The sequence below is a fragment of the Desulfobulbus alkaliphilus genome (assembly GCF_016918545.1).
Taxonomy (GTDB): Bacteria; Desulfobacterota; Desulfobulbia; order Desulfobulbales; family Desulfobulbaceae; genus Desulfobulbus; species Desulfobulbus alkaliphilus.
The window spans coordinates 109,758-134,230 of the sequence record NZ_JAFFQC010000007.1; the positions used below are offsets into that span (position 1 = coordinate 109,758).

18 protein-coding genes are annotated in these 24,473 nt (G+C 54.9%); 14 read left to right on the forward strand and 4 right to left on the reverse strand.

Features of this window, described 5'->3' with window-relative positions:
* Positions 1 to 57 precede the first annotated feature (57 nt).
* The gene (locus JWG43_RS05615) at positions 58 to 1,050 is read right to left on the reverse strand and encodes a hypothetical protein (RefSeq protein ID WP_205241836.1); all 993 of its coding nucleotides are present in this window, start codon (positions 1,048 to 1,050) and stop codon (positions 58 to 60) included.
* Positions 1,051 to 1,678: 628 nt separating this feature from the next.
* Here JWG43_RS05615 and extKL point away from each other — a divergent pair.
* The 9 genes from extKL to JWG43_RS05660 all read left to right on the forward strand — a co-directional run bounded on the left by extKL (position 1,679) and on the right by JWG43_RS05660 (position 12,551).
* Positions 1,679 to 2,899, forward strand: coding sequence for a multiheme c-type cytochrome (seleno)protein ExtKL (extKL, locus tag JWG43_RS05620; RefSeq protein WP_205241837.1), 1,221 nt, complete (start codon positions 1,679 to 1,681; stop codon positions 2,897 to 2,899).
* Between the two features lie 20 nt (positions 2,900 to 2,919).
* A complete protein-coding gene (locus JWG43_RS05625) occupies positions 2,920 to 4,149 on the forward strand; it encodes an EAL and HDOD domain-containing protein (RefSeq protein ID WP_205241838.1) in 1,230 nt (409 codons plus the stop codon).
* Positions 4,150 to 4,386: 237 nt separating this feature from the next.
* Complete coding sequence (locus tag JWG43_RS05630; RefSeq protein WP_205241839.1) at positions 4,387 to 5,034, forward strand: YceH family protein; 648 nt, start codon at positions 4,387 to 4,389, stop codon at positions 5,032 to 5,034.
* A 444-nt stretch (positions 5,035 to 5,478) separates the two neighbouring features.
* Entirely contained in the window at positions 5,479 to 8,685 is a 3,207-nt protein-coding gene (carB, locus tag JWG43_RS05635) for a carbamoyl-phosphate synthase large subunit (RefSeq protein ID WP_205241840.1), read from the forward strand.
* 56 nt (positions 8,686 to 8,741) lie between these two features.
* Positions 8,742 to 9,368: a LysE family translocator gene (locus JWG43_RS05640; protein ID WP_205241841.1), complete on the forward strand. Its 627-nt coding sequence runs from the start codon at positions 8,742 to 8,744 to the stop codon at positions 9,366 to 9,368.
* A gap of 192 nt (positions 9,369 to 9,560) precedes the next feature.
* The gene (locus JWG43_RS05645; RefSeq protein ID WP_205241842.1) at positions 9,561 to 10,745 is read left to right on the forward strand and encodes an ATP-grasp domain-containing protein; all 1,185 of its coding nucleotides are present in this window, start codon (positions 9,561 to 9,563) and stop codon (positions 10,743 to 10,745) included.
* The gene (locus JWG43_RS05650) at positions 10,736 to 11,491 is read left to right on the forward strand and encodes an esterase family protein (protein WP_205241843.1); all 756 of its coding nucleotides are present in this window, start codon (positions 10,736 to 10,738) and stop codon (positions 11,489 to 11,491) included. Before JWG43_RS05645 ends, JWG43_RS05650 begins: the two co-directional genes overlap by 10 nt.
* Before the next feature lie 260 nt (positions 11,492 to 11,751).
* A complete protein-coding gene (locus JWG43_RS05655) occupies positions 11,752 to 11,907 on the forward strand; it encodes a hypothetical protein (protein WP_205241844.1) in 156 nt (51 codons plus the stop codon).
* Positions 11,904 to 12,551: a DUF2284 domain-containing protein gene (locus JWG43_RS05660; RefSeq protein WP_205241845.1), complete on the forward strand. Its 648-nt coding sequence runs from the start codon at positions 11,904 to 11,906 to the stop codon at positions 12,549 to 12,551. Before JWG43_RS05655 ends, JWG43_RS05660 begins: the two co-directional genes overlap by 4 nt.
* Positions 12,552 to 12,606: 55 nt before the next feature.
* On the opposite strand, the gene JWG43_RS05665 is transcribed toward JWG43_RS05660, so the two are convergent.
* The 3 genes from JWG43_RS05665 to JWG43_RS05675 form a co-directional block, all read right to left on the reverse strand.
* Positions 12,607 to 13,155 (reverse strand): phosphate-starvation-inducible PsiE family protein, encoded by a 549-nt coding sequence (locus JWG43_RS05665; RefSeq protein WP_205241846.1) that lies wholly within the window; start codon positions 13,153 to 13,155, stop codon positions 12,607 to 12,609.
* 217 nt (positions 13,156 to 13,372) lie between these two features.
* A complete protein-coding gene (gene pyrF, locus JWG43_RS05670; RefSeq protein ID WP_205241847.1) occupies positions 13,373 to 14,101 on the reverse strand; it encodes an orotidine-5'-phosphate decarboxylase in 729 nt (242 codons plus the stop codon).
* A 230-nt stretch (positions 14,102 to 14,331) separates the two neighbouring features.
* Positions 14,332 to 16,224, reverse strand: a complete 1,893-nt coding sequence (locus JWG43_RS05675; RefSeq protein ID WP_205241848.1) for a pyruvate kinase — start codon at positions 16,222 to 16,224, stop codon at positions 14,332 to 14,334.
* Positions 16,225 to 16,665: 441 nt separating this feature from the next.
* On the opposite strand from JWG43_RS05675, the gene JWG43_RS05680 reads away from it, so the two are divergent.
* The 5 genes from JWG43_RS05680 (at position 16,666) to JWG43_RS05700 (ending at position 24,357) form a co-directional block, all read left to right on the forward strand.
* The gene (locus JWG43_RS05680) at positions 16,666 to 17,643 is read left to right on the forward strand and encodes a PstS family phosphate ABC transporter substrate-binding protein (RefSeq protein WP_205241849.1); all 978 of its coding nucleotides are present in this window, start codon (positions 16,666 to 16,668) and stop codon (positions 17,641 to 17,643) included.
* Positions 17,644 to 17,780: 137 nt separating this feature from the next.
* On the forward strand, positions 17,781 to 20,396 hold the full coding sequence (locus JWG43_RS05685; protein ID WP_205241850.1) for an ABC transporter permease subunit: 2,616 nt from the start codon (positions 17,781 to 17,783) through the stop codon (positions 20,394 to 20,396).
* 44 nt (positions 20,397 to 20,440) lie between these two features.
* On the forward strand, positions 20,441 to 22,285 hold the full coding sequence (gene pstA / locus JWG43_RS20030; RefSeq protein ID WP_205241851.1) for a phosphate ABC transporter permease PstA: 1,845 nt from the start codon (positions 20,441 to 20,443) through the stop codon (positions 22,283 to 22,285).
* Between the two features lie 31 nt (positions 22,286 to 22,316).
* Positions 22,317 to 23,222, forward strand: a complete 906-nt coding sequence (gene pstB, locus JWG43_RS05695; protein WP_240193407.1) for a phosphate ABC transporter ATP-binding protein PstB — start codon at positions 22,317 to 22,319, stop codon at positions 23,220 to 23,222.
* 205 nt (positions 23,223 to 23,427) lie between these two features.
* Positions 23,428 to 24,357: a hypothetical protein gene (locus JWG43_RS05700; protein WP_205241852.1), complete on the forward strand. Its 930-nt coding sequence runs from the start codon at positions 23,428 to 23,430 to the stop codon at positions 24,355 to 24,357.
* Positions 24,358 to 24,473: the final 116 nt, after the last annotated feature.

Sequence of the window (24,473 nt, forward strand, 5' to 3'; positions counted from 1 at the left end):
CCTGGCATCAAAGATGCTCTCCCCCCTTTGTTTTTAGCAAGGTGGGTGCCGGACAAGTCATGATGGCGATGGTGGTTGCTCCTGACTGTCTCCGGATTGTGCTGTCTGCTCTTGTTGCGTCTTGAGTGCTTTTTGCTTCAACTCATTGAATTTGATAGAAATACTTTCAAGCCGCGCTTCCCATTCCGGATCAGCGGTCTGCCCTACAGTCACTTTGAAAAACACCAGCATAAGAGCGATCATCGCCACCGGCTCAATGACCGCCTGTTTGATGCCCCAGGCAAAAACCAGCGCCACGATCAGGGTCAATGGCCCACCGGTTCCCGGGAACAACTTGACCAGCAGAGCCGCGGGCCCAAGAACCAGCAAAAAAATCATAAATGTCAAAACCCACACAAAAACAGCGAGCCACACGGCATTCTTGAGAAATTTGGTATAATTCTGCGCATAGAGTATAATTGCCGTGCGACTCGATGCCCAGGGATTTTCCGTACGGGTTTTGATGAGATAGGCCAAGATGACCTCGTCGAGATACGTGAGCGACAAGGTCAGAATAGTATTGAAAAATTTTACCAAGCCCTTGGCTCCCGGAATGGGAATGATGGTCGCGACACTCATGAAGGTCTTATTAAAGGTTTTCAGGATCCCTTTAATCAATTGATCCAGTGCAAAAAGCAGACTCGAGGTAGCAAACCGCTCCTGAACCATCTGGCGGGCATAATCGACCTGCCCCTTGCCGCCGGGAATCTCCTTGCCTTCGATCAAGGTGACCAGGACCGCGACATGGCCGGCTTTGACAATGTAAAGCAGGTATTCACGGATCAGATACATAATGGCACTGGCGACACCAAATCCGACCAGACCACCCCACATTCCTCCCATCGGCGCGGCGTTGGCAATATAGCCGACCCCGTACCCAACCCCTGCCCCCGCGCCGGTGATCAGCACAAAACAAAGGGTTATGGCGAAATAAACAAGAAAACGAAAGATGAGAAAAGGGGCTGTTTTTCTCATCAAATCGAAAACATCTTTGAAACTGAAGTCTTTCATGGGTACGCTCCTTTGAGGCAAGAGGACAACTTGAAACAGATTTAACTTTCATCGTACCAAAGCCTATACATAATTTGCAAGGCACACGTGATCATGACAATCACCTGGCTCCGTGAGTGTTCTTCCCCGAAGAGGGGCAAATGAAGGTTATTATCAGAAATTATAATGCAATTTAAACTTGATTACAGTAAGATATTTCAAAACATGCGTCCAGCCGTCACGGATTCAGGAATCAATAAAAGCACAATAGGCTTGACTTGCAACTTGCTGTTTTGTATAAAATAATTTATTAAATTGTGTCCAAGACCACTCGACCAAAGCCATTTTTCGCTCGAGACCTCTGCAAGGTCGGCCCGACCGACCGCCCATTGCCTATCAGTATTGACCAGCTGTAGTCACACAACCTGAACAGCTTCCATACCAGCCGAGAGGACGATTGCATGATCCCTCTTGCCTGCCCAACCCTTGATGCAACCATGGGTCCGATCACCGGGTGCACAAGAAAAATTAAACATATCAGACAACTGAAACCGGTTACGGACCAGAACTTGAAATCCTGTTTTTTGCCACCGGGCGGTCCCCTGACGGGGTCGTTCTCTGATCAACCGTGGAGTACCAGGAGGAGATCATGAAGCTGATATGGGGAGTGCTCACAACTTTAATATTGGCAGCCGTGTCCAGCGCCTCATCGGCCCAAGAGGTGCAGACCCTGGATGAACTTGTGCAGCTGTATGACTCTTCAAGCTGCAAGGTCTGCCACCAGGAAATTTATGAAGAGTGGGAACAATCGCTCCATGCCCGCCCTCTCTATGGGCCTATTGGCAGGACCCTTGCCACCTTTCGAGGGTATGTCCTCTCCAGGGACACAGAACTGAAAAAATCCCTGGAAGTGGCTCCCGGGATGAGGGAATTCCTTAAACCATGCATCGAGTGCCATTTACCCCAGATGATGGACGCCTCGGAAGAAGTTGCCAACGAACTAGCAAGAGCCATCATCGACGAAGATGAAGAGGTTTTGGACAAGCTTCAGATCACCTGTATCGTCTGCCACAACAGAAACGCCATCCTGCGTAAATTCCGTGACGGCAATCCCAGGCCCGATACTATCTACGGCCCCGGTTTTTCCGGGCCCCATGGAGACAGCAGGTTCCCGAAAGCGGCTAAAAACGAGATGATGGCGGATACGATTTTCTGCGCCCAATGCCACCAGGGACCTAACGTTCAGCATTACGATGAACCGATGTGGTGTACCTCAACCTTTGACAGTCACCAGCATTTTTATGTGCCCATGGGTGGGACGCAGTCCTGCCAGGATTGTCACATGCGCAATGAAGGAGGCCACAGCTTCCCACCAAATTATCAAAACATTGCAGAGACATCGGCACGACTGCAGGAATGGATCGACCTCAACCTCACCATCATCGCCTATCGGATGAAACCGGACGCCGTCAACCTGATTCCCATGGTGGTTATCGATGCTGAGGTTGTCAGCAGAATCGGCCATCGCTTTCCCGATGGTTGCCCCTCTCCCAACCGGGTAACCCTCGACGTCAAGGTCTCGGCACAAGACGGGCAGGAACTCTTTCAGAAAAACATTATCTACATGCCCCAGCACAAAATGGGATATGCCGAAGACACTATGGTTTACGCCGCCGATCGCAAATTGACCCTCATCCGCGACACCAGCCTCCATCCTTTTGTTCCCAAGAAAGAAACTATCGAGGTAGTACTCCCCGACGGGATTGAGGATGTGGTGGTAGAGGCTGTCCTCACTTTCAGACAGTTGCCGGGCATACCGGAAGTCGAATTTCCTATCCACCATGTCACCAGGGCAGTTCGCCTCAGATAAGACTCGCCAACCCTGACACAATGGATATCTATATTGCTCGACAACCCGTTTTTAACAGGAAAAAACAGCTTTTTGCCTACGAGGTTCTGTACCGTTCCAGCATCGAGAATACCTGCCCGAGTTCCGTTCTCGGTGACGATGCCACCAATACAGTCCTGGCCCATGTTCTTTTCAATATCGGCCTGGAGACCATCACCGGTGGTCGTCGGGCCCTGATTAATTTCACCGAAAACCATCTCCTGCAACAGACGCCAACATACCTCCCCAGGGAACAATGCATCATCGAAATTCTGGAATCAATTCTGCCGACACCCGACGTCCTCGCCGCCTGCAAGATCCTCCACGGAAAAGGGTACATTCTCGCACTTGACGATTATGATTTTGACGAAACAATGGACCCGTTGATGCCTTGGGTCCATATCGTCAAAGTCGATTTTCTGGCCGTTGACAAGGACTCCATTCGCAACGGTATGGCGCGGCTCAAGCAGTTTGAGGCAATTCGATGGCTTGCTGAAAAAATTGAAAGTCATCAGGAATTCGATCTGGCAATGTCCCTGGGTTTTTCCTATTTTCAAGGATATTTTTTTAACAAACCCGAAGTGATAAAAAACAAAACCCTGAATTCTTCGAAAATCACGCTGCTCAACCTGTTGACGGAAGTATGCCGGCCGGAAATCAACCTGAAAAAAATTGAGAAAATGATTACCCCGGATGTATCTCTTTCCTATAAGGTGTTGCGATACATCAATTCCGCCTATTATTCCCTGGTCACCAAGGTCACATCCATCCGCTACGCCCTGCTCTACCTGGGAGAGAGCGGCGTCCGCCAGTTCGTCTCCCTGGCTGCCGCATCCGAATTTTCCGAGGGCAAGCCCACGGAACTCATGCGCCTGTCCATGGTCCGGGCGCAACTGTGTAAACTCCTTGCCGAGCCCCGCAAGGACGAACTCGACACCTCGCAACTCTTTCTGCTTGGCCTGTTCTCGCTTCTCGACGCCATGCTTGACATGCCGATGCCTGAACTTATGAAAAAGCTGCCTCTCACCGATGAGGTCAAAATGGCCCTCAGTGAGCGTACGGGCCCTTTCGCCCTGTACCTGGAGACGGTTATTGCCTATGAACAGGGCGACCTGCAATCGTGCAGCGAGTATCTCAGGCGCCTTGCCATTGCTCCGGAGACGATGGTCCAGACCTATTTCGAGGCCCTGGCCTGGACCGATCTCTTCGAAACCGACCCTGTGGTGTCCTGACATATTCCTGAGTCCGTGAGCGTTCGTCCCGAAGGGCGGCTGGTGAAGGTTACTCTCAAGGATTCCGCTGCAATTATAATTTGATTACAGTGAGATGTACCCAAAAAAAGCGTCCGGCCGTCACGGATTCAGGATATTCACAGACCGTCATTCAGCCGCAAGGGCGCTTTTCTGTTTCAGTGACCTGAACTTTCCTTGCGACGTCTTACCACAGTGGAAATCAAAGAGATTACAACCATGGATATCATGCTTGATGCCATTGAAGCCCGGCTGCTCGGCAGCTTGATGGAAAAAGAGCTGGCCACGCCTGAGTATTACCCTCTTTCCCTGAACGCTCTCATCAACGCGTGCAATCAGAAAACCAATCGTTTCCCAGTACTTGCTCTGGATGATAAAACAGTGGCCACAGCCCTGCACACTCTGAAAACCAAGCAGATGGTCTGCCAAAGTGACGCCGGCCGGGTTCCAAAGTATTGGCAGACCTTGACCAAAGAGAAAAATCTGATCATTCGTGAAGTTGCCCTGCTCAGCCTCCTCCTTGTCCGCGCACCCCAAACAGCCGGGGAATTGCGCAGTCGAGCCGAAAGACTCGCTTCCTTTGACGACCTGGAGGAGGTGGGCCAATCACTTGACAATCTCATATCAACCGGTTTGGTTATCAAACTGCCTCTACAGCCTGGGAAAAAAGAACCTCGGTATGCTCACCTGCTGTCCGGTGAACCCGAAAACCTCGACCAGGAAAAAGCCTACAAGGAACCGGTCATGGTGACGGTGGAAACGGAAAGCGCCCGCATCGCTGCCCTGGAACACACCGTCGCCCGTCTCCAGGAAGAAATAGAAGCGCTGAAGCAGGAGTTCCTGGCTTTCAAAAAAGAATTCGAATAATCATTTTGACATTGACGCTCATTTCGATTAGTTGGCCTAACCGTCCTCGCGCAAACCTGGAACCTTTGCTCTCCATACCCTGGCAGGGCAATGCGTCGTGATATAAACCGGTTAAAAGCATCCACCACGGCAGCAAAGCGCACGCCCTCAGTCTGAAAAACAACCAGCACCTGGATCCGTGCACGTTTGATTAAAGGACACTTTATCGGACAGGTATGGCATTGAGGATGGCGTGTGAACGGAAGCCCCGAAGAGCGGCCGGCGAAGATTATCCCCAAGGATTCCGCTGCAATTTTAACCTGATTACAGAAAGATATACCCAAAAAAAGTGTCTAGCCGTCACGGATTCAGGAGCATTTGACCGGTGAACAAAGCCCCTCAAGGTCACCGCGACGGCTGCCGGTCATTGCCCCCCCGATCGATTCATTCACCAGGAGAATCGCCATGCCAAAACGCACTGATATCCATACGGTCCTGATCATTGGTTCCGGACCGATCATAATCGGCCAGGCCTGCGAATTCGATTATTCCGGGACACAGGCGTGCAAAGCGCTGCGCGAGCTGGGGTACCGGATTGTTCTGGTCAATTCCAATCCGGCCACAATAATGACCGACCCGGACATGGCCGATATCACCTATATCGAACCCCTCAATGTGGCAACCCTGGAAAAAATCATTGCCCGTGAACAGCCAGACGCACTGTTGCCCAACCTGGGTGGACAATCAGCCCTCAATCTGTCAACGGACCTGGCACGTCTGGGGATTTTAGAAAAATACGGTGTGCAGGTCATTGGTGTCAATCTGGAAGCGATTGAGCGCGGCGAAGACCGAATTGCCTTCAAAAAGGAAATGGATCGCCTCGGTATCGAGATGCCAAGGAGCACCGCCGTCTATACGATCGCGGATGCAAAGAGGATCGCCAATGATCTAGGCTATCCGGTGGTCATCCGCCCTGCCTACACCATGGGCGGCACCGGTGGGGGCATGGTCTACAATCAGGAGGAACTGCAGGTCGTCGCCGCCCGAGGCATTGCCGCCAGTCGTATTGGCCAGATTCTGGTTGAGGAATGTGTTATCGGCTGGGAGGAGCTCGAACTGGAGGTCGTCCGCGATGCCGACAACAACCTGATTACGGTCTGTTTCATCGAAAACATCGATCCCATGGGCGTCCATACCGGTGACTCCTTCTGTTGCGCGCCCATGCTTACCGTCCCGGTGGAACTTCAACAGCGTCTACAGCAGGCGGCCTACGCGATTGTCGAGTCCATCGGTGTGATCGGCGGTACCAATGTCCAGTTCGGGCACGACCCAATCAGCGATCGGGTGGTTGTAATTGAAATCAACCCACGCACTTCACGCTCTTCAGCCCTGGCCTCCAAGGCGACCGGCTTCCCCATCGCTCTGGTTTCCGCGTTTCTGGCCGGTGGCCTGACCTTGAAGGACATGAGGTACTGGCGTGATGGCAGTCTCGACCTCTACACCCCTTCCGGTGACTATGTGGTGGTCAAGATGGCCCGCTGGGCCTTTGAGAAATTCCGGGGTGTTGAGGACAGACTCGGTACCCAGATGAGAGCGGTCGGAGAAGTGATGAGCCTTGGCAAGACGTACAAGGAGGCTTTTCAAAAAGCAGTTCGTGGCCTGGAAACCGGCTGCAGCGGACTGGGCTTCTATAATAACCTGCATCTCCTGTCGCTTGAAGAATTGATGACCCGCCTGGCGGTGCCGACCAGCGAGCGGCAATTTGTTCTGTATGAAGCCCTGCGCAAAGGGGCAACGGTGGAGGAGTTGCACCGCAAGACTTCAATCCATCGCTGGTTCCTCGAACAGATGCAGGAACTGGTGCAGCGAGAGGAGGAAATACGCAGGTATAAAGGCGGAGAACTGCCCATGGACTTGCTGACCCAGGCGAAAAAAGAAGGCTTTGCCGATGCCTATCTGGCCAAGATTCTCGGCATCCAGGAGACCGACATTCGTCAACAGCGCACCCGGGTCGGAGTGATTGAGGGCTGGCATGCCGTACCGGTCAGCGGGGTCGAAAATGCCGCCTACTATTATTCCAGCTACAACACTCCTGATACGGTGGCCGTCTCGACCAATCCAAACAAGGTAATGATCCTCGGCGGCGGCCCCAACCGGATCGGCCAGGGGATTGAATTCGATTACTGCTGTGTCCATGCCGCCTTTGCCCTGCGGGATATGCAATATGAAACCGTGATGGTCAACTGCAACCCGGAAACGGTTTCAACCGACTATGACACCTCCGATAAACTCTATTTCGAACCACTCACCGTTGAGGATGTGCTCCAGATTTATCACAAGGAACAACCCAAGGGGGTGATCTGTCAATTCGGCGGCCAGACCCCGCTCAATATCGCCCGGCAACTCGAAGAGGCCGGGGTCAACATTCTCGGGACCTCGCCGGCGGTCATTGACCTGGCCGAAGATCGTGACCAGTTCAATCAGATGATGCAGAAACTGGGTATCCCCATGGCCGCGGGCGGCATGGCGGTCAATGAACAAGAGGCCATCGCCATTGCCGCCGAGATCGGCTATCCGCTCATGGTGCGCCCCTCGTATGTGCTCGGCGGTCGCGGTATGGAAATTGTCTATGACGAACTGATGCTGCGCGACTACATGGCTGTGGCCGTGGATGTCACCCCGGATCGTCCGATCCTGATCGATCGGTATCTGGAAAACGCCATCGAGGCCGAAGCCGATGCCATTGCCGACGGCATGGATGCCTTTGTTCCCGCGGTGATGGAACACATCGAGCAGGCAGGTATTCATTCCGGTGATTCCGCCTGCGTCATTCCACCGGTGGGGATTCCGCAAGCGCACATCTCCACCATCCGCGACTATACCCGCACCATTGCCCGTGAAATGGGGGTGGTGGGTTTGATGAATATTCAGTATGCCATCTGCAACGACACGGTCTATGTTCTCGAAGCCAACCCACGCGCCTCACGAACAGTGCCCCTGGTCTCCAAAGTCTGCGGTATTCCCATGGCCCGTATCGCCACCGAAATCCTCCTTGGCAAAACTCTGCGTGATTGCGATCTTGTCCACCGGGATATACCCCACTTTGGCGTCAAGGAGGCGGTTTTCCCATTCAACATGTTTCCGGAAGTTGATCCGGTGCTGGGTCCAGAAATGCGTTCCACCGGTGAAGTTCTGGGCATGGATGCCTCATTCGGCATTGCCTTCTACAAGGCCCAGGATGGCGCCAACAGCACCCTGCCGCTGAGCGGCTCCGTGCTCATCACGGTCACCGAACGTGACCAGACCGCGCTCCTGCTTACCGCTGCCCGCCGGCTGCAGGCAGAAGGATTCAGCCTGTTGGCCACCGGCGGCACCGCTGCTTTTCTCAAGCAGAACGGCATTACCGCCCAGACGATCCTTAAAGTTCATGAAGGGCGACCGAATATCGTTGACGCGGTGAAAAATGGAGAAATCCAGCTCATCATCAACACCCCGTCCGGCAAGATCAGCGCCCATGACGACTCCTACATCCGTAAGATCGCCATCAAGCACAAGATCCCCTATATCACCACCATTGCCGCTGCCGCCGCGACCGCGGAAGGTATTGCCGCCCGTCAGGCGGGAGAGTCGACGGTACGCTCCCTGCAGGAATGGCTGAGCGGAATTTGCTGAGGAACGGCAGCAAGCTGTCCCTCCCTGACAATCCGTTGCCTTGAAAGGAAAATCAGATGTTTGAACCCGGCACGCTGTTGTTGTTCACCACCGCTTCCCTGCTGCTCGCCCTCGCTCCCGGCCCGGACAACATTTTCGTTCTGACCCAGTCGGCGATCAAGGGGCGGCAGGTCGGCCTGGTGGTCACCCTTGGTTTGTGCACCGGTCTGATTGTCCACACCAGCGCCGTGGCCCTGGGCGTTGCCGCCGTATTTCATGCCTCGGCCCTGGCCTTCAATCTGCTCAAATTCATCGGTGCCGCCTATCTGCTCTATCTCGCCTGGGGTGCGTTCCGTGCCGGCGTCTCTTCCCTGACTGTTGCAGAAAACCGTGAGAAGCGCCTGTCGCGATTTTACCTGCGCGGCATCGTCATGAACATCACCAACCCCAAGGTCTCGATCTTTTTCCTCGCTTTTCTGCCCCAATTCACCAGCCCGGATAAGGGGGCCCTGCCACTGCAGCTTTTTGTACTGGGAGGCCTGTTCATCCTTTCCACCCTGCTGGTTTTCGGCATGTTCAGCCTCATGGCCGGTCTGATCGGCAGCTGGTTCCAGCGCTCAACCTATGCGCAACAACTGCTCAACAAAACCGCTGCTGTCATCTTTGCCGGGCTGGCGCTGAAACTGGCAACCAGCAGCAGGTAGAAATACCTGAGTTTGAGAATGAAGGACCAGAATCAGCTCCCCATTTTCAGCAGTGCAGTGGAGCGGAAAAAAACCTCCATGCCGACATACCGCATTCCCCGGTTTACCAGGTCGGCAATCCCGTGGTATACTTAAACTGTAGAAGATATTCTTTTCAGACAAACCACTGATCAGCCTTGAACCGAAGTTACCATGAACTGCATCTTTCTTTCGCCCCATTTTCCGCCACAGTACCACCTTTTCTGCCTGCGCTTACGCCAGGCTGGAGCCACTGTGCTGGGTATCGGAGACGTCCCCTATGCAGCCCTTACCGAGGAGATGCGGAGTTCCCTGACTGAATATTACCGGGTGGACCGGCTGGAAGCCTATCCGGACCTGGTTCGGGCCTGCGGATTTTTCACTCATAAATACGGCAAAATCGACCGGATCGACAGCCTCAATGAATACTGGTTGGCAAGCGAGGCCCGCCTGCGGGATGATTTCAATGTATTCGGCGTGCGGGAACGTGACATCGGCATGATCCGCCGTAAATCGGAAATGAAGGAACAATTCAGGAAGGCGGGGGTCCCGGTAGCCGCCGGCCGGGTGGTCCGCACCCTGGAGGAGGCTCGTGCCCTGATCAGCGAAACCGGCTACCCCGTGGTCGCCAAACCCGACCAGGGTGTCGGCGCCCTGGACACCTTCCGCCTCGATACGGAAGAGGATCTGCTGGGTTTCTTTGCTCGGAAGCCCCCAGTGGACTACATCATGGAAGCCTTTATTTCCGGCACCATCTATTCCTTTGACGGCCTGTGCGACCTTGAGGGCAAACCGATTTTCCAAACCGCCCACGTCTTCAGTCAGGGAATCATGGAGACCGTCAATGAAGCCCGTCACCTGGCCTACTATTCATTGCGTGATATTCCCACCGCGCTGGAGGATGCTGGTCGCCGCTGTCTGCGCGCCTTTAATGTCCGCGAGCGCTTTTTTCACATCGAATTTTTCCACACGGGCAAAGAGGATTTCACCGCCCTGGAAGTCAATATGCGGCCGCCGGGCGGCTTTACCACCGATATGTTCAATTATGCCTGCGATATCGATATCTATCGTATCTGGGCGGAACTGCTTTCCCACGGCCGCACGGCGATCGATTTCGAACGGATCTACCACTGCTGTTATGCCAGCCGAAAAAACAACCTGGCCTACGTCCATTCTCACCATGAGATCCTGGATCGATACGGTGCGGACATCTGCCGGATTGATCAGGTGCCGGGAGTTTTTGCCAGCGCCCTGGGTGACATCGGTTATATCTTCCGCACCCGGGATGAACAACGACTCCATGACATCATCAGCTTTATCCATCAGATCCGTACCCCAGAGGTGTCTGTATGCAGATAGAAGAACATCAATGGTTCAGTCCCAACCTCGAAAGGGACATGGCCTTCAAGGTCTACGGTCACTGGGGTATGCCGATCCTGGTTTTTCCCAGTTCGCTTGGCCGGTATTACGACTACGAAGGTATGGGCATGATCGATGCCATCGCTGATTTCATCTATGCCGGCAAGGTCAAACTGTTCTGCATCGACAGCGTTGACGCCGAGTCCTGGTACCACTTCTCGGTGCCGCCGGTGGCGCGCAATGTCCGCCATGAAGCATATACAGCGTATGTAACGGGGGAAATCATTCCCTTCATCCGCAACCACTGCAACCAGCCGGACATCCGGGTCATGGCCAACGGCTGCAGCATGGGCGCCTACCATGCAGTCAACTTTTTTCTCAAACGCCCTGATCTTTTTGCCGGCACTATTGCCCTCAGCGGCCTGTATCGGCTCGATCACGCCGAGTTCGGTCTGAATTCCGATGATATCCCCGCGGTCTATTTCAACTCACCCCTGCATTATCTCCCCGGTCTTAACAACACTTGGTTTCTTGACTGGTATCGACGCAGCGACATCATCGTCTGTGTCGGCCAGGGGGCGTGGGAAATAGAAACGCTCGAAGATACCCGACGACTGGATGATGTCTTAAGAGATAAACGCATCCCGACCTGGGTGGATTACTGGGGCCATGACGTTGATCATGACTGGCCTTGGTGGTTCCAGCAGATGTACTACTTTCTCGACAACCTGGATCTGGATCGTTGACCTGGATCCGTGAGCGTTCGTCCGTGCGTCAGCTTTATTTTCTGTGACCGTTCGATTAAAGTAAACTTTATCGGGCGGTTACGGGCAATGAAGATGGCGTGCAGACGGATGCCCCGAAGGGCGGCTGGTGAAGGTCATTATCAAGGATACTGCTAAAATTATAGTCTGATTACAGCAAGATATTACCAAAACAAGAGCCCAGCCGTCACGGATTCAGGGTTGAGGGTACCTCCTTTCCCCCCTGACCGCAAATACATGCCATGCTCCGACCCAGCCAAACCATTTTCCATCAGACCCTCGCCCTGGGAACCGAAGCGGCCCTGCGCCGCCGCTTCATGGTGGTGGATGCCCCCCTGCAGGGTAATATGCGCTTTGATCTGCTGCTGGAAGTCCACGATAACGATCCTGCGCCATGAAAAACGAATCTGAATGCTGCGAGCCAGCCGCCATGCCGATGCCAACGATCCATACGCTCCTGCTTGAAAAAGCCCTCAGCCTTGGCGCCACAGCGGCCATTCTCCTTCCTGTTGAAACCCTGGTGGTGGAAGAACGCTTTGCAGCCCTGTGTGCCGCTCCGCACCGTTGCCCCAGTTACGGACTGGCGCCCGGGTGTCCCCCCCACGCCATGCCCCCCTCTTCTTTTCGAGAACATCTGCGCCGATTTCAGCAGATGCTGGCGTTCAAGATTGATGCGCCGATCGCACTCCTCCTGGGTGTCGAAAGGCCGGCCCTGACGCGGACCATTCACAGCATCGCCGCTGGAGTCGAACAGGAGGCTGTCCGTCTGGGACTGGTGGGCACCATGGGTCTGGCCGCCGGATCCTGCAAGGAACTGTTCTGTCCGCAGGAAGAAATCTGCGTTGTTCTTGAACGTAGCCTGCCCTGCCCCCACGCCCAACTGGCCCGCCCCTCGATCTCCGCATTGGGGATCAATTTTTCCGCTCTTGCCGAGGCAGCAGGCTGGCCATTTGCTAAAATAACCGCGCATTCACCTGCTGCCGACCAGCAGGCAATGGGCCTGATGGCCGGACTGGTGCTGTTGCCAGCATCCGCCAACTGACCACATCCGGCTTGAGGGGGTGCAGAAAACGCAGGTGTAGGGTGCATGTGATCCCTTAGGCATTGCCCACGGGCGGTTCGCCCTTCTGGACAGTATCCCTGGAATCGTCCGCTGCCACATGGTGGCGCAGATGAACTCTGGAGGGATCCTGCGGACCACCAGCAACCCTGGTCGAGGAGCTGTCTTTGACGACCAGGTAGTAGCCGATACTCATAGCCAGAACAACCGCGGCGGTCGCCCACATGTACTCCGTCGTGGTTGTTTCAACGTCCATGATGATAACTTTTCGGGCAATGGCCATCAACGCGGTGGCGAGAACGATCTTCACATGGATGACATCGTCCCTGAGATAAATCGTGATATTGATAAAGATCTCGATAGCGATGAGAACAGCCATAAAAGCACCGAAGGTGGCCAGCATATCGCTGATATTCATCATCATCAGAGGCGGCGTCCGCAGCTTCTGGTAAATCACCCAGCCCACATCCACCACCCCCCACAAAATGACCAGGGTCATCAGAACGGCCAGGCAACGGACCAAAAAGTGAATCACCAGACGCAGTCTGAGAATGAGCGGTTCCTTGGGGTTGTACAGATCATCCATTGCATCGCTCCAGATTCATGGGCGGGATTGCCAGGTCAACGCAGCCTTTTCGTGCTCCAGTACCGTCCAACCCATCGACAGTTCATAACCACCGCCGGAGCGACCCGAAAAGACCGCAACAGTTGTCAACGGTGGCCCCGATAAAGCCAGGTGGATGTAAAAAATGAGACAAAAATCAGGGCAAGATGATTGGTGGTTTATGGTGCAACCGACAGGTTCAACCCTGAGCGGCTTGCTCCATCAGGGCCTCCTGAATCTCGCGCTGAATATCCGTGACCGTGGCCAATGGGTCGGGCGAGGTGCTGATGGGACGGCCGATGACCACATAATCAGCTCCGTTGCGGAAAGCATCCTTGGCGGTGGCGATACGTTTCTGGTCGTCGTTCTGGATAATGTCGACGTTCGCCCCCGGTCTGATACCGGGAGTTACGATCACATAGTTTTTCTGAATGTCGGAGCGCAGTTTCCCGGCTTCCCAAACGGAGGACACCACGCCGTCACAGCCAAGCTCGATCGCTTTCCTGGAGCGCATCAGCACCAGGTCTTCAACGGTGCCGGTGAACCCCATGTCCTTCATGTCGGCTTCGTCAAAACTGGTCAAGACGGTCACGGCCAGGATCTTCACTCCGTTTTTGTGCTGCACCGCTGCCTTGATGATGGGATCGTTGCCATGAATGGTGGCAAAGGTCACCTTCCTGTTTTTGAGCTGCTGCACAGCCAGGCTGACCGTTTCCGGGATGTCGAAGAACTTGAGATCGATCATCACCTTGTTGCCTCGTTCCACGATATGATCGATCACCGGCCACCACCCGGCAAGAAACAGTTGCAGGCCGACTTTGAAAAATTTGATTCTCCCGTCCAGCTTCTCCACCCACTCTTTGGCTTTCTCCGGGTCGGAAAAATCGAGGGCAAAAATAATACGTTCGTTCAAAGGGATATTGTTCATAATCTGTCTGGTGTTGTGGAAAAGATATTTATACCCGTTAAGGCAGGGAATGGTGGTCTTGGTAGTAAAAAACCGGCTGAAAGTAAACAAAAAAGGCGGTTCGCCAACTTGACTGCACTTAAGCGTCCGCCCCGAGGATCGATTTGGAAACCAAGCGGTTTTTCAAGGGTCACGTGTCTCCGGAAATGCATTCGCCTGTTCATCAGCTGACAAAACTCTTCATGTCTCCTTCATCCCTTGGGCAGTAAACGGGCAAGGCGCAGGGCGCGCAACATGGCTCGCTTCTTGGTCTGATGGTTTTGCATCCGACGCAGGATCCCGTCAAGCAGTTGGACCGCGGTCATCACATGGGGCCCTTTGTTGAGCATGACGCATTCCGCCCGGTGGCCCATGGCGGCATCGGTGATTTCAGCTCGGGACGGCATGCCCTCTTTAGCCAGGGATTCAAGCACCTGGGTAGCCCAGATCACCGGCACGTGGGCGGCCTCACAGATCCAGAGGATCTCTTCCTGAACCTCGGCCAGCCGCTCAAATCCGCATTCAACCGCCAGGTCCCCCCGGGCTATCATCACCCCGCAGCACGGTGCCTGCATGGCGGTTAACAGCATGTCAGGCAGGTTCTCGAAACCACGGCGGGTTTCAATTTTCAGCACCACCGCCGGTTGTCGACCTGTCAAGGCCTCGAGATGGCTCTGCAGCTGCTCGACATCGGCTGTGGAATTGGCAAAGGACAGACCCACCAAATCGGCATGGTGAGCAACAAAATGAAGATCTTCGAGGTCCTTGGCTGTCAGGGCACCCAGGGCAAGCTTGCTCTCGGGAAAATTGATCCCCTTATCGCTGCGCAGTTTTTCCCCTCTTGGTCGGGCATGGGTTATCCGGACGCGAACCCGCTCTTCCTCGACCCCTTCAATGACCCCTCCGATCTTGCCGTCATCAAACCAGATGGATTCTCCAGCCCGAAGATCGGCAAATATCCCCGGAACGGTGCAGCCGATCATCGCCGGGGTCAGGATAAAGCCGGCTGAATCGTAACTGGCCGGTCGACCGAGGACTGTCGCCGCGGTCACGGTCAGCAGGTCGCCGCGCTGGAGGGTAATCGGCCGCTCGGTTCGTGGCAGATCGCCAACCACTGCCTCGTGCCAGCCTTCATCTCTGTTTTGTTGCCGATACCGCAAACAGGTGCCAGGGACGATATACGCTGTTCGCTTCATTTCCGCCCAACAACCCTGCGCGGTAACATCGACAATGCTCATTTGCCGTCGTCGTCCTCTGACGTCGATGCATTGCACCTGGGTCCCATGCCGCAGCCGGGCAAGCCAAGCAGCAGGCACCGGCAGAATACCATCGGCAGGCGACGGCGGCAGCGACGCTGCCGCGTCAGCATGCAACCAGAGCCGCGCCGGGGTAATCACCCGTCCATACGCATCCTTACGAAGACGTATCCGCAGCACAGCGGGACCGGGCTCCAATTGGCCGGTTCGGAGTTTAGGGCCTCCAAGATCCATCATGACCCGGCAGGAACGGCCGAGGGCCTGTTCCGCGCGGCGCAGGTGTTCGATCATGCGCAGCCAGATATCGGCATCGTCCCGGACGCAATTGATCCGCATGCAATCCATGCCACGCTGGAGCAGGTTGTGGACCAGGCTGTAGTCATAGGCTGCCTCGGTGGGCATGGTCACCATGATCCGCACGCCTCGTCCTGGAGTCGCTGGTCCAAGCAAACTGTCGGTATGCCTGGCCAGCAGTTCAGCGCCCTGGACGAACTGAATCGTCCCCTTCTGCTTGAGCCGAGAAGAAAGGGGGGTATCAACCAACCGATCCAGGGTGTCAAGGACGGCATCGACGGTGGCCAGCACGCAGGACTCAGCCCGACCCAGGGATGAAAGTCCCAGGGTGGATAGACGGCGCTGGAGGAGGCGAAGATCACGCCGGCGCAGGACGAGGTAATGGAGAAGGTTACGCGCACTCTCACGATAGTTGGGATGGACTGCATCCAGCAGAGGACGACATCGTTCTGCCTCATTGATCATTTCCGTCCGAATGGCCGATAATTCGGCAAGTAAAACCTCGACATCCTGGTTCGATGGGACGTGGTCGGTGATGGGTTGTTGTTCACTCATACTTTCGCTGTCCTCTGAAAATTCCTGCCTCTCCGATTGGGTTTACCCAAAACCTGCAGCTGATAAGGACCAAGAACTATCGTTCTCTCAGCCCCCATTTTATCAATTTATATTCCTTTTTTTAAAGAATTACCTTCGCAAGGAAAAGAGGCACCTGCCGACCTAATCAAATTTTAACAAACCCCCGGTGCTTGGACCATTCAGGTCAGAAAAAATTCATCAACTGTCATCTCTAATTTTTCAACTCGTCTTTTATGACCTTCGCTTTTTCATCACTCCTTAATCTAATCTTAACCATTCCTTAATTTTTCTCAGTCACTATATGCACCTGATTTAGCCGGGTCGTTCTCCGAAGGAGAAGAGCGAAAGATTCGATGGCAAAACGAACAGACGGCAACGCAAACCGACTGTAAACTGCAAAAACAGAAGGAGATTGGTAACATGAAAAAGAAGACCGTAACAAAAACCCTCATGGCCCTGGCAGCCCTGCTGACCCTGCCTGCACTGGCCTCCGCTCACGTGGACCCCAACCTCAAACCTTATGAGCCGGTTGCCGGCGTATCTGGCAACATCAAGAGCATTGGTTCCGACTCAATGAATAACACCATGACTCTCTGGGCTGAAGGTTTCATGCGCCATTACCCTAACGTCCAGATTGAAATCGAAGGCAAGGGTTCGGGAACCGCACCGCCCGCCCTGATCAGCGGCACTGCGCACTTCGGCCCCATGAGCCGGCCCATGCGCGGTCAGGAAATCGATAATTTCGAAAAACGCTTTGGCTACAAGCCCACCGAACTTCCCACCGGTATCGACATGTTAGCGGTTTATGTGCACAAGGACAACCCTATCGAGTGCCTGACCCTCCAGCAGCTTGATGCCATCTTCTCCAAGACCCGGCGCGGCGGCCATGACCAGGATATCCGCACCTGGGGCGATGTGGGCCTCACCGGTCAGTTCGCCAACCTGCCCATCAGCCTCTACGGTCGTAATGCCGCTTCCGGCACATACGGTTTTTTCAAGGATAACGCTCTGTTTGGTGGAGATTACAAAGATGAGGTCAAGGAACAGCCGGGCAGCTCTTCAGTGGTTCAAGGTGCTGCCAGTGAATTGGCCGGGATTGGTTATTCCGGTGTCGGCTACATGACCGCGGATGTTCGGGCCGTACCTCTCGCTGCTACCCCAGACGGTCAGTGCATCGCCGTCACTCCAGAAAATGCCTACACCGGGGAGTATCCCCTGGCCCGCTTCCTCTATGTGTACGTCAACCACAAGCCTGGTAGCGATCTTGACCCCTTGCGCCGGGAATTCGTCAAATATATGCTCAGCAAGGACGGTCAGACCGATGTGGTCCGGGACGGTTACTATCCCATCACCCAGGTGATCGCGGAAGAGCACCTGAACAAGATGGGAATCCGTTAAGCTGCAGCTCCATCAATTCCTCTCACTCCTGTTTTCCTGTTCCGGTAACTCGGGGCGTAATGCCCCGAGTTCCTGAACCGGAAACTCAGAATTCTTCAGGATCGATTCGGTAATTCCGCCAGAGATGACCTTAGAGCATGAGCGTAAAAAAAAGATTCACCGGTACCGGCCGCCGCTACAAGACCAAGCGTAGTATCAAGATCATCGACCACCTGGCCCGTATCCTGATTTCCTTAGGTGGGGTGGGAACCATCATCGCCGTTATCGGGGTCTTTGTCTACCTAACCAGCGTGGTGGTCCCCCTCTTTGCCAAGGCGGAGAATACCCTGCAGCATCAGGTTCCGCTCGGGGAGCGGAGTACTCATGATGTTGCTTTTCTGACCACCGATGAACATCTGCTGTCTGCCTGGGTTTTGGAGAACAAAGGATCGCAGGCACGTTCCTTCCGGCTCGACACCGGCGAAAACCTGATCAACGCTGAGTTGTCCGGCGGGGAAATTCCCAGCGCCTTTGCCTATGATCCCAATGCGGAAACTCTCGCCTCCGCTTTTGCCGACGGCCGAATTCAGCTGAGCCAGATTTCCATCAATACTGAATTTTTTGTCAACGAACAGAATCTGCCAGCCAACTTGCAGAACCTGGAGATTGGCCAGATCGCCACCTATGAGGGTGGTGTTATGCAGCGGACCCCGGTGGGTCAGTTACGCCGGCTTCGGCTGGACATTGACGAACAGCCACCCATTGCCACTGGTCTTGAGCAAATACAACTCCTGGATTTTTCTGTCCTGCCCAGCGGTCCGGTGATCACCACGCTCACCGCCGATGGAATGCTGCAGGTGCAGAACATCACTTCCCGCCGCAACATGCTTACCGGTCAAATAACCACCACGGTCAGCGGCGGCGAGATACAGCTGGATATTGACCAGCGCGGCATCCCCAAACGGCTGATGATTTCCGGACGCGGCGATACCGTTTATCTGATTTGGCCCGACGGCCACCTGTTGCGGGTGGATAGCCGAACTCTGAGCGATCTGCGGATTGCCGAGGAACTCACCCTGCTGCCGGAGCAGGATGCTGAAATCACCTCCCTCTCTTTTCTCATCGGCAAGACCACCCTGATGGTGGGTGATTCCCAAGGCCATATCCGGGCCTGGTTTCGGACTCGACCCGAGGGGGTGGCTACCGCCGACGGCTCCACCATGACCATGGTTCATAATTTGGACAAAGGTTCGGCCCCGGTGACCAGTCTCGGTGTCTCCATGCGGACCCGACTGATGAGCGCCGGTTTTGCCGACGGCAGCGTCCGAGTTTATCACGTGACCAGCAACCAGCTGCTGATTGAGGACCAGACCTTCTCAGGTCCGGTACTGGCGGTAAACCTGGCCCCCCGGGAAAATCTTGTAGCGGCTCTCACTCCAGACGGCTTCACCGCCTGGGGCCTGGATACCAAACATCCCGCCGCCAACATTCGGACCCTGTTCGGCAAGGTGCACTATGAGGGGATGAATGAACCTCGCCACGTCTGGCAATCGGCCAGCGCCACCGATGATTTTGAGCCTAAATACAGCCTGACTCCGTTGATTTTCGGAACTCTCAAGGCCACCTTTTATTCCATGATGTTCGGGGTGCCCCTGGCCCTGCTGGCGGCCATCTATACCAGTGAGTTCATGGAAAACTCCTACCTCCGCGCCCGGTTAAAACCCCTGGTGGAGGTCATGGAAAGCCTGCCCACCGTGGTTTTGGGTTTTCTGGCTGCCCTGGTGTTTGCCACCTTTGTTGAGGGGGCGGTGGCCGGGGTGCTGGCGGCCTTCATCACCGTACCGCTCTGCTTCGTCCTCATTGCCTACGGTCTGCAACTGCTGCCAGTGGACACTTTTATTCGGATGAGCCGGTTCCGCTTCTATTTTCTGATTTTTCTGGCTTTGCCGTTGGGAACTTTTCTTGCCGGCTATTTCGGTCCTTTTCTGGAATTTCTCCTTTTCTCCGGGGATATCAAGGCTTGGCTTGACGGCCAGGTAGGAACCGGAACCGGAGGCTGGTTCATCATGTTCCTGCCGGTTTCTCTCCTGGCGGTGATTTTCCTTGCTGCCGGCTGGCTCAATCCCTGGATTCGAGAAAAAACACGCAACTATAGTCGGTTTAATAACGGCTTGGTGGAATTGAGCAAATTTGCCGCCGGAGCAGTGGTGGCGCTGGTTCTAGCCTGGCTGCTGGCTTCGCTGCTGACCTCGATAGGTTTCGACTCCCGGGGAGATTTCCCGGTCATCGGCCAGGTGATGGGAACCTACGTGCAGCGCAACGCCCTGGTGGTCGGTTTCGTCATGGGCTTTGCCATCATCCCGGCGGTATATACCATCGCCGAGGATGCTCTTTCCAGCGTACCCGAACACTTGCGGGCCGGTTCTCTGGCTTCCGGGGCCACTCCCTGGCAGACCGCGGTGAGGATCATCATTCCCACCGCCGCCAGCGGCCTTTTTTCAGCAGTGATGTTGGGCCTGGGCCGCGCGGTTGGCGAGACCATGATAGTGTTGATGGCTACCGGTAATACTCCGGTGATGGAGTGGAACATCTTCAACGGCTTTCGGACCTTATCGGCCAATATCGCAGTGGAGTTACCGGAAGCAGTAATTTTCAGCACCCACTACCGGGTGCTCTTTCTGGCGGCTTTAACCTTGTTCCTGATGACCTTTGTCATTAACACCATAGCCGAAGTGATACGTCAACGTTTCCGCAAGCGGGCCTATCAGCTTTAAATGTCTTTTTCCCTGGAGCGATTTGTTGTTGAGCCGGAGGTACAGTGAGTCAAACAAGTTCTCAAACTGATATTAAAAATCCGGGTACCCCCGGGGGTTCCCGGACAACTGTCAGCAGTGGAGGAGGAACCGGACGGATCTGGCGAAAAACTCTGGGCCGAGGTTCCACCATCTCAGCCCACGGCCAGCCCATGGTCTGGTTGGCCGGTGGAATGCTGGCCATTTGCGTGGTCATGATCATCGGCCTGGTGATCCTGGTGACTGTACGAGGGATGGCCACCTTCTGGCCCGGCCCCATGGTCAGTTTTGTGCTCGCCGATGGCAAGGTGGTCAGTGGCGAAATTACCCGTACCGGCTCCTATCTGCCCCGGCCGGAGCTTATTGCCGCCTTGCCTGAGGAATTCAGGAGCAAAGCGAAATCACTGCTGGCGGAAAATGACGGCATTTCTCAGCGCGAACTGGTCCGGACCGGTAATTTCGAGTTAGATGGCGATCATTTCAGTTGGGTCAGCGACTTTACCGTGACCGAAAGGCGGTATCCCCAATGGGGGATGGTGGTGGAACGACTCACCTGGGGCCGTTTCTACGGAGAACCCCGTGAATTCTGGATTGACGGCGAACTGGTGGCCGATACCCCGGAAACCACCTGGTCCGCATTCAACGAATATCATGCAGAAGTGCGCCAGCGCTGGCAGCAGAGACGACACCTGGAGAGGAAGGCTCTGGGTAAAATAAACCATGCTCAGGAACGGGCGCGTTTGCAGGTCCGGGCCGCGGAGATGGCAGCTCAACAGGCCCGGATGCAATATGGCAGCAGCTCCACGGAATATCTCCAGGCTCGGGAGGAACTGACCCGGCAGCAGGCGATCTATGCCGAGGCTGACCAGGGATTCAGAGCCGAACATGCCCTGGTACGGGATCGAATCAATGCTCTCAACCGGGAAAACGACCGTTATCAGCTACGATTTGTCACCTTTGATGGGTTCGAAAAAAACATGGGTCTGGCCGAGGTGGTCCGGGCCTATCCCGCCAATCAGCTCAGCCTGCTCAACCGGATCGGCATCTATCTGGACCGCTGGGTTGAGTTCCTGCGTGACGATCCCCGCGAGGCCAACAGCGAGGGAGGAGTTTTTCCGGCCATCTTCGGCACCGTGGTCATGACCCTGATCATGTGTATCTGCGTGGTGCCCTTTGGGGTTCTCGCCGCCCTTTACCTGCGGGAGTATGCCAAGGCCGGACCGTTGATCAGTACCATCCGCATCGCGATCAACAACCTGGCTGGTGTACCCAGCATTGTCTACGGAGTTTTCGGGCTGGGCTTTTTCTGCTACCTGGTGGGAGGCACTATCGATCAGATTTTCTTCAGCGCCAAGTTGCCTTCACCAACCTTCGGGACCGGCGGTATCCTTTGGGCCAGTTTGACTTTGGCCCTCCTTACCCTGCCGGTGGTTATCGTAGCCACTGAGGAAGCTCTGGCGGCGGTCCCCAGCTCCATGCGGGAAGGTTCTTATGCCTCCGGGGCCAGTAAATGGCAGACCATGCAGCGAATCGTGCTGCCCAGGGCCATGCCTGGCATTATGACCGGGATGATCCTGGCCATGGCCCGTGGAGCTGGCGAGGTGGCCCCCCTGATGCTGGTAGGGGCGGTTAAATTAGCCCCGGAATTGCCAATCGATGGTTTCGCGCCTTTCGTTCACCTGGAACGAAGCTTCATGCACCTGGGTTTCCATATTTATGATCTCGGCTTCCAAAGCCAGAACAGCGAAGCTGCTATCCCCATGGTCTTTACCACCACTCTGCTGCTGATTCTGATCATTACCCTGCTCAACCTGGGAGCGATTTATATGCGGAACCGGTTGCGACGTAAATTCGTGGTCAGCGCTATCTGAGTATTAATTGAATGACAGGAGTTGGGTGACAATGGAACAACAAGTTGTAATGGATAAGATGGCTACCAACGGCGATGGTAATCCCCTGCCTCTTTTCAAAGAGCGCCGCACCAACGACCGCCTCCAGGCCATTGCTGCCGGCAAGTGGTTTCCTCCGGAGGTGGATGCCAGAATCGACAAGGAGGAGATCGTTCTCGACATTGAGAAGTTTTGCCTCTGGTACGGGAAGGATCAAGCTCTTTTCGATATTTCGATGAAGATCCCCTATGGGAAGGTTACCGCCCTGATCGGTCCTTCCGGTTGCGGCAAATCAACCCTGCTCCGTTCGGTCAACCGACTCAATGACCTGGTGGATTCGGTCAGCATTGGCGGAAATATGCGTCTTTTCGGCGATTCCATTTACGATAAGGGAGTGGATGTCATTGAACTGCGTAAACGGATGGGCATGGTGGCTCAGAAACCCAATCCTTTCCCCATGACCATCTACGAAAATGTGATCTATCCTCTGCGGATTGACGGGATCAACGACCGTAAGGTACTCAACGAAGTCTGTGAAAAATCCCTGCGGGGAGCTGCTCTGTGGGACGAGGTCAAGGATCGCTTGCAACAGAGTGCGCTGGGGCTTTCTGGCGGTCAACAGCAGCGGCTCTGCGTGGCTCGAGCCATCGCCTCCGAGCCCGAGATGCTGCTGATGGACGAGCCCTGCTCGGCCCTGGATCCCATTGCCACAGCTAAAATCGAAGACCTGATCGACCAGTTGCGGGGAACCTATACCATCCTGATCGTCACTCACAATATGCAGCAGGCTGCCCGGGTCAGTGATTACACCGCCTTCATGTATCTGGGACAGCTGGTGGAGTATGGACCGACCCTCTCACTCTTCAAGAAACCCAAGTTGAAGGAAACCGAGGACTATATCACCGGCCGTTTCGGATAACTGTCGACAATGGAAAGAGCCACGACAAAGGCGGAATATGCTTGTAACCAGGCGTTTTTACTTTATCTGCCAGCAGGTCTGGTGGACCCTTTCCAGAACAGCTCAATGTAGATAAACAGGGATTGGGAGTGGTAAGCCGGGACGGCAAACCTATCCGCCCTACATTCAATCCATCCCATTACAACAACACAAAGGAGAAAAGAATATGAAACAAACGATTGTTGCCGTGGCGCTGGTTGCAGGCTTGAGTTGTACTCTTGGCTGCACCTCCAACTCCAACAAGTCGGTTGCCGGTAACGAAGTTACTCACGCTGCCGCAGAGGTAACTGCCCAGTATGACCAGGTAACTGCCCAGTATGATCGTGACGGTTTCGCCACCCGAATGGATCAGCGGGGGCACCTCTGGGTTTTCTATGCCGACAGCAAGGCCTTGGCTGAATACGACAGCAAGGGCGCTCCGGCGGTTCATAACGTTCGCCCACTGGCCGGTCCGGACCGCATAACCATGAAAGAAGTTGAAGAGGGCACCATCAATGCATACTTGCTGGCCAAGCCCGGCTTTGTCACCCGGATGGACCAGCGCGGCCACCTCTGGGTATTCTATACCGGCAGCAAGGCCCTGGCCGAATATGACAGCGAGGGCGCTCCGGCTGTTCATAATGTCCGACCCCTGGCCGGGCCGGACCGCATAACCATGAAAGAAGTTGAAGAGGGCACCATCGACGCCTACTTGCTGGCCAAGCCCGGCTTTGTCACCCGGATGGACCAGCGTGGCCACCTCTGGGTATTCTATACCGGCAGCAAGGCCCTGGCCGAATATGACAGCGAGGGCGCTCCGGCTGTTCATAACGTCCGACCCCTGGCCGGGCCGGACCGCATAACCATGAAAGAGGTTGAAGAGGGCACCATCGACGCCTACTTGCAGGCCATATCCGGCTTTGTCACCCGAATGGATCGGCGCGGCCATCTCTGGGTGTTCCATGCCGACAGCAAGGCCCTGGCCGAATATGACAGCAAGGGTGCTCCGGCGGTTCATAACGTCCGACCCCTGGCCGGGCCGGACCGCATAACCATGAAAGAGGTTGACGAGGGCACCATCGACGCCTTTCTCAAAGCCAAGGGTTATGGGATATAAAGAGTGTTATTAATGCAACCCCGGCCGCTTCTGATCCTGCGGCGATCGACCATACTCAAAGTCAGTGCCTATCCAGAAACGGTTATTTTTCCCTGACTCTTTATTGCACTGTATGA